5 protein-coding genes are annotated in these 6,530 nt (G+C 41.2%); 1 reads left to right on the forward strand and 4 read right to left on the reverse strand.

Translation table 11 applies throughout. From position 1 onward, the window contains the following. Positions 1 to 215 precede the first annotated feature (215 nt). From pyrR to CK510_RS24170, 3 genes are all read right to left on the reverse strand, one after another. Positions 216 to 758 carry a bifunctional pyr operon transcriptional regulator/uracil phosphoribosyltransferase PyrR gene (gene pyrR, locus CK510_RS24160; RefSeq protein ID WP_095724100.1) on the reverse strand — a complete coding sequence of 181 codons (543 nt, stop codon included), beginning with the start codon at positions 756 to 758 and terminating at the stop codon, positions 216 to 218. A 576-nt stretch (positions 759 to 1,334) separates the two neighbouring features. Beyond that, a complete protein-coding gene (gene cbiB / locus CK510_RS24165) occupies positions 1,335 to 2,309 on the reverse strand; it encodes an adenosylcobinamide-phosphate synthase CbiB (RefSeq protein ID WP_095724101.1) in 975 nt (324 codons plus the stop codon). 107 nt (positions 2,310 to 2,416) lie between these two features. Further along, positions 2,417 to 2,860 (reverse strand): Rrf2 family transcriptional regulator, encoded by a 444-nt coding sequence (locus CK510_RS24170; RefSeq protein WP_095724102.1) that lies wholly within the window; start codon positions 2,858 to 2,860, stop codon positions 2,417 to 2,419. Positions 2,861 to 3,556: 696 nt separating this feature from the next. Here CK510_RS24170 and CK510_RS24175 point away from each other — a divergent pair. Further along, the gene (locus tag CK510_RS24175) at positions 3,557 to 3,970 is read left to right on the forward strand and encodes an AbrB/MazE/SpoVT family DNA-binding domain-containing protein (protein WP_095724103.1); all 414 of its coding nucleotides are present in this window, start codon (positions 3,557 to 3,559) and stop codon (positions 3,968 to 3,970) included. Positions 3,971 to 4,532: 562 nt separating this feature from the next. On the opposite strand, the gene CK510_RS24180 is transcribed toward CK510_RS24175, so the two are convergent. After that, entirely contained in the window at positions 4,533 to 6,410 is a 1,878-nt protein-coding gene (locus CK510_RS24180; protein WP_095724104.1) for a chloride channel protein, read from the reverse strand. Positions 6,411 to 6,530 lie beyond the last annotated feature (120 nt).

Genomic DNA, 6,530 nt, shown 5'->3' on the forward strand with positions numbered 1-6,530 from the left:
GCAGAGCCTGGGAATGAGGAGGAAAGAGTATAGAAAGCTTAAAACCCTTGCAGATAGGACTTGTGTGTACACCGTAGTACAAGGGAAGGGGAGCAATATAAGCTTATTTCACTTGTATAAAAACTGCCTTCTGCCTTCTGCCTTCTGCCTCCTGCCTTCTGCCTTCTGCCTTCTGCCTTCTGCCTTCTGCCTTCTGCCTTCTGCCTTCTGACCAATCAATCAGCAATCAGCTCGACAGCATCACGTCCATCTAAATTTTGTAAATAAACCTTGACAATTTCTTCCTTTGCTGTAGGTAATTGCTTCCCAGTAAAATCAGGGTGGATTGGAACTTCGCGATGACCTCTATCAACCAAAACAGCTAAACGAATCACTTCTGGTCTACCATACTCGTGTACCGCATTCAAAGCCGCACGGATTGTTCTACCTTTGAAAATGACATCATCAACAAGAACAACTGTTTTCCCCGTTAAATCAAATGGAATATGGGTTTTAGCAGGAGTTCGTAAACTAATTTGGTCAAGGTCATCACGATACAAAGTAATATCTAATGCCCCCACCAATACAGAAATGCCTTCTAACACTTCGATTTGACGTGCCAATAATTCAGCTAGCGGCACACCCCTAGTATAAATACCGAGAAGAGCCAACTGTGATAAATCACGAGTTCTTTCAATAATTTGAGAAGCCAGACGGGTCACGGTGCGACGGAGTTCTTCCGGCGAGAGAATCTCAACCACTTTTGCAGACAGATTCATAAGACCTCACGGTATGCGGGAAACTCAGTCACAAAGCGTGCTGAGAGGGAAGCGACACGAGTGCGAAAGTGTCCACAGAGATGCATCCCCGTGGCACATTTCGCCGTTTTAACAGCATTGAATCTTTCCATTACCGCCTTGGAGTTGCTTGGCTCAGTATACTTTTGTAATGTACTTTCATTGGGACAATTACCAATTTAAACCTTACAACCCTGTACGCACAATGGTTTTGCTCTTTCGAGCCTCCCATTTCTGGGGTTATGTTAGCTACCCTTCGCGAACGACCTGTTATGAGAGCTTGTTAGGCTTGCAACACTGTCCCAGTGACCTTAGAACTGTTTAATCACAAGCGACAGGGCGGGGGACTAGCTAGGCATCCCAGGGTGTCGTGACTCAAATAACGGCTACACTTCGACAAGCTCAGTGTAGTCTGGTCAGCACAGCTTGTTTGATTTCTCTTGCAAGCTCAGTCCCTTTAGGGCTGGGTTACTGACATACTGATACACCTAAGCCATTAATTACACTATATATAAATTTGAAAAATTGGGAATTGGGAATTTTCCCTTTTTATCATAATTAAGCTTCGCTTATCCCAGCAATTAGAAGTAGGGAGGTGGCAACCCCTAACCATAATAAAAAACAGTATCGGGTTAATTGTAAAGCTTGATAGATGGTTTCGGGTTGGATGGGATAGATATTGTCACCTAATAATGGTTTGTCTTTGATGACTCCTTTATAGGAGTTTGGACCTCCCATTTGCACCGATAAAATAGCTGCATAAGCGCACTCACTCCAACCGGAATTTGGGCTGGAGTCTTTTCTGGCATCGCGATCGCAAAGTCGCCATACTTGCATGGGTTTAGCGGAAATCAGCGCTAAGGTGACAACTGTGAGACGGCAGGGTATCCAAGTGAGAAAATCTTCTGTTTTGGCACTGAACCAACCGAGATAAGTATATGGTGCTTCCTTATAACCAACCATTGAATCTAGGGTACTGCTGGCTTTGTAGGCTAAGGCTAAGGGTACAGAACCGACACCAGGAATCAATCCACCAATGATTGCATAAAACAGAGGAGCCATAACTCCATCGGTGGCATTTTCTGTAACTGTTTCCAGAACAGCACGTAATATTTCAGCTTTGGAGAGATTTTCTGTATCTCTGCCGACAAACTGACTGAGATTTAAACGCGATCGCTCGATGTCTCCCGATATTAATGGTTGTAAAACATTTTCGGCAGCATTTTTTAAACTTTTAGTAGCAAAACAACTAGCAAGCAAAATTGATTCCATCACGATCCCCAGTATCGGGTTTAGCCATCGAGTTACTTGAATCATCAAAATAGCGATCGCACCACTACCTGTTATTAAGAAAATCCCCAGAAAAATTCCTGCTAATCGCTGCGTCCAAGAAGTTTGACAAAATCGCCAAGATAGTTTTGTGAAGCCAGAAATTATCCACCCCATTACTTGAACTGGATGAAGCCAGTTAATAGGATCGGCAATTAAGTAATCTAATATTGCTGCAATGATTAAAACAACGGTAGATGTCATTTGGCAAAAATCCAGAATCCAGAATCCTCGTTACATTACCCAGCAAACATTTTAATTATATAGATGATGGTAGTTCCGAATTCCCAATCCCTAATCTTTAAAATCATCTAAACAATAAAACTAGCTTCTTGCCCTAAAGAAGCTTGCCAACTGCGAGCATCATAATAGAGATCGGCTAGGGTAATGCTATATAAAGCTTCTTTCAGTTTTTGATTCAGCCTTCTCCATAAGGTTATTGTCACCCAATCTTCAGCATGTATTGGAGTTGCAGAATGTTGTGGTGTGTGGGTAATATCTTCTCCAACAGCTTCTAAAATTTCTCCTATCGATATTTGTGCAGGTGCTTTTGCTAGTTTGTAACCTCCAATGCTTCCACGAGTTGATTTTACTAGCCCAGCACGACGCATTTCTATTAATAATTTTTCGAGATATGGTGCAGGAATATCTTGGCGATCGGCAATGACTTTAACAGACACAGTAGAACCCGTTGGTTGTAAGCTCAAATCCAGCAAAGCCTTGACACTGTAGTGTCCGCGAGTTGTGAGTTTCATTATTTGAACGCCAACTATTAGTTATTAGTTATTAGTTATTAGTTCTAACTTAATAAATCCGGTGCTATCTATTGTTACATTTGTGGGGTGACACCCCTAGTGTATTACTAGCAATCGACAAATATCGATGAATAACGAACATGTCATGATCATAATTTGTTACCAAACATTATTTATGATAACTATCATAGGCAACAGCTAGATTACCTTTTTAGCCATACTGTGGCTGTTTCTTAAATAACTATAGCGTAAAGAGCATAATAGTCGCTTCCAAACCAGATATATATATATAGATATATATAGGGTAGATATATGGGTGGCAGACAGCACTCTTTGAATAAAATTAAAAAGGAAAACATTTTCCCTACCGTAATTAGAAGCTTACCGATTTAGCTTCAATCCAAATAGCCTAAGCAAGAAATCATCTGAATCCGTTTATAACCTTTTGGTTTTATTCCTTACAAAACTTGATGTACTGCTGCCATATCAGATCAACCTACTTATGTCGATTGACAACATTCTCTAAATAAAATTCTTGTAATAATATCGCTAAAAATGTAACTAATCTATCTACTTATGTAATATACTTGGCTAGGCTGATATAACAAACTAAAATTGTTTTGCTCACATGAGCAAATTGTCAGCTAAAATAAAACCGATTCCACCTTTTCAACCATTCATTTTTGTTCTAAGTTGATGGCTAAACCGAAAAAAATTGAACTCCTAGTCGGCGAAGAATTGCTCAAGAAAGTCAAAGAACTCGAGAATCTGAGCAAAGACGACAAAGCCAAGCAGTGTGGCTACTATACCGTTACCAAAAACGGTGTCGAACGTGTCAACATGATGAAATTCTTGAATGCCTTAATTGATGCAGAAGGCATTCAGTTAGATAGTTCCCCTAGTGCAAATGGACGTGGTGGACGCAGCGCTAGCTATCGAATTAGCGTACAGTCTAACGGTAATTTGCTAATAGGTTCGGCTTACACAAAACAAATGGGTCTTCAGGCTGGAGACGAGTTTGTGATTTCATTAGGGAAGAAGCACATTCGTCTCAAGCAGGTAGACATGGAAGAACAAGAAGAAAGCGAAGTTGCAGAAGCTACAGCCTAAGCTGAATCATTGTTATTAGTCATCTATCATTAGTCATCTGTCGTCTGCAAATACTCAGATACGGAATATTTCAATGCCTGGTTTTCAGGACGAAATAACACTCGTACTTAGTTGGAAGCATAATCTCCAATCGAGTTTTATATGCGCTCGATTCATCTTCGATAAGTTATATAATCATGAGTTATGTCTAATGAGTTATTACCACTCATTAGTAACTCATTTATTTTTAGCCTGCGAAATTTTGATTATTGATTGATTCGACTATCGATAATTGGCTCCTGTCTAGCAACGGTATCTATAGCGCTTCTTGTTTAAATACAATAAAAACCAGGGCAAACAACCGTTTGCCCCTACAATATTCGCAAAAATCAAACTATATTTAACTCAACTAAGAGACTTCCAGAAAATAAAATCTTCAAATCGTATATTTACCAACACTATCACGCGAAGGGTGGGGTCTCCCCACCCCTACAATATTGAAGAATTTATTTCTTGGTGTTCCCTAAGACTTTTTGGCATACCTTCTCGTCCGTACATAAGCGAGGAAAAGTGAATTATTAGGTCACGGTACTGGTAAGCTATTACGAAGTGCTTTATATGTTACTGCCAAATTACAAGTTAATGTAATTTGTTCGCGTTCTAGTAAGCCTAAAATCATATCACGTTGATCGCGTGCGACCACTGGTAATTGTTGTACAGCTCTTAATGCCATCCGATCTAAAGCCTCGGATAAAGGTTCATCGCTAAAAGCATAGAGGATATCAGTGGTTGATATATCTTTCAAGATTTGATTGGATAAATTTAGGGGAATTTCAATTGGTGAATTTTTGTATTTTTGCCAGAAAGAAAGGACGCGATTGATGTCTCCGAGGGAGACTATACCAATTAAACGTTCATTGTCATCAATTACTAAAGCACAACGAACGCGATCGCGCCACATTTCCAAAGCTGCCTCCAACACATTCATTGTTGCTGGCAGTTTTTTTGGATTGCGAAGCATGGCACTCTCAACCAAAGTTTTGCGGAGAATTTCCGTCTGCTCGTCTTTTAATTCTGGAAGACCGATTTGTTGTAAATTGACATTAGAGCTTTTATTTGGTTTCATCCGTTCCATCAGCCAAAAACTCAAGCCAACAGCCGCCATTAATGGTAAAACTATTCGATAATCGCGGGTTAATTCAAATAATAATAAAATAGAAGTTAAAGGCGCACGCACACTAGCAGCTAAAACAGCAGCCATCCCCACCATTGCATAGGCTGGAGGTGCAGCCATGTGTATGGCAATATCGGGTGCGAGTAATGCCAGCATTTTTGCATAAGCAGCCCCAAAGGAAGCACCCAAAAACATTGCAGGAGCAAATAAACCACCAACAAAACCGCTCCCGGCACTAATGGCAGTCATCACCAATTTCAAAACTAGCAGCGTCACTAAAAGCTGAAGCGACACTTCCACATCTTGTAGCATTGCTTGTACTGTTCCATAGCCAACGCCTAAAATCTGGGGAAACTTTAAGGCTACAATCCCAACAATCGCGCCGCCAATAATTGGATGAATCGGCTTAGGAATCCGGGCAAACCATTCCAAATAACGTATCTTCCCAGCAAACAAATCTTTAGCCCGTCTAACTGCTTCTATATAGGCAAGGGAGACAAAACTAGCTCCTAAACCCAAGCCAATATATAAAGGTAACTCTAAAGGGCTGCGGACTTGATAAACGGGTAAAGCAAAAGCAGGTTGGGAACCTAAGCCAATTTGAGCCACTAATGCAGCCACAACCGCAGCTAAAAGGACGACACTAACAGCCGATGTTGCAAATGAGGTTGCTCCCAATACCACTTCCAGGGCAAAAAAGACCCCAGCAATGGGGGCATTAAATCCACCTGCCAAACCAGCAGCAGCCCCTGCACCCAAGAGCAAACGCTGCCGCTCTTGGGACGCTTGGAGTGCTTGAGACAGTAGGATACCAAAATTGCCACCAATTTCCACACTTGGTCCTTCTGGTCCGAGGGAAGCCCCGCTTCCCAAAGAAACCGCAGCTGCGAGCATTTTTGTCACAGGACGTAGTTGTTGTTGCAATCTCCCAACTTGGGAAGCTGCAATTAACGAAGATAAACTCGGTCCAAAATCTTGGGTACGCCAACGCATCAAGCCAACGATTGATCCGCCCAAAATTGGTACACAAGCTAAAGTCCAAGCTCCCCAAGCCCCGATTTTACCCATGAGAATTTCGAGCATGAAGTGGTGAATTATTTGGATAGAATAGTGGAAGGTCACTATTCCCATACCAGTACCGCCACCGATTAGGATTGCAAAAAGTAATATTAGAACTTCGGGAGAAGGCTGAAAACGATTGAGAAGATGATTGAGACGGTCAGAAGGTGTGACAAACACGGGTTGTTCGTTCGCCTTCCTCAGTTCAATAGGAGGCAGGATAGTCATTGATAGCTGAATTAAATTTAATAAAAAATTTAAGTTTTATGTATTTAGGACTTACGCACTGTACAAAGAGACTATATTATGTATCAACGTAATTACGTTGTTTCAGGCTTTTATAAACCC

Origin of the sequence: Brunnivagina elsteri CCALA 953, from assembly GCF_002289455.1 — a bacterium.
GTDB classification, from domain to species: Bacteria; Cyanobacteriota; Cyanobacteriia; order Cyanobacteriales; family Nostocaceae; genus Brunnivagina; species Brunnivagina elsteri.

Excerpts from the sequence above, each read along its gene's own strand:
- CK510_RS24170 (WP_095724102.1), bottom strand. The coding sequence starts at position 2,860 with ATGAAACTCACAACTCGCGGACACTACAGTGTCAAGGCTTTGCTGGAT.
- cbiB (WP_095724101.1), bottom strand. The coding sequence starts at position 2,309 with ATGACATCTACCGTTGTTTTAATCATTGCAGCAATATTAGATTACTTA.
- pyrR (WP_095724100.1), bottom strand. The coding sequence starts at position 758 with ATGAATCTGTCTGCAAAAGTGGTTGAGATTCTCTCGCCGGAAGAACTC.
- CK510_RS24175 (WP_095724103.1), top strand. The coding sequence starts at position 3,557 with ATGGCTAAACCGAAAAAAATTGAACTCCTAGTCGGCGAAGAATTGCTC.
- CK510_RS24180 (WP_095724104.1), bottom strand. The coding sequence starts at position 6,410 with ATGACTATCCTGCCTCCTATTGAACTGAGGAAGGCGAACGAACAACCC.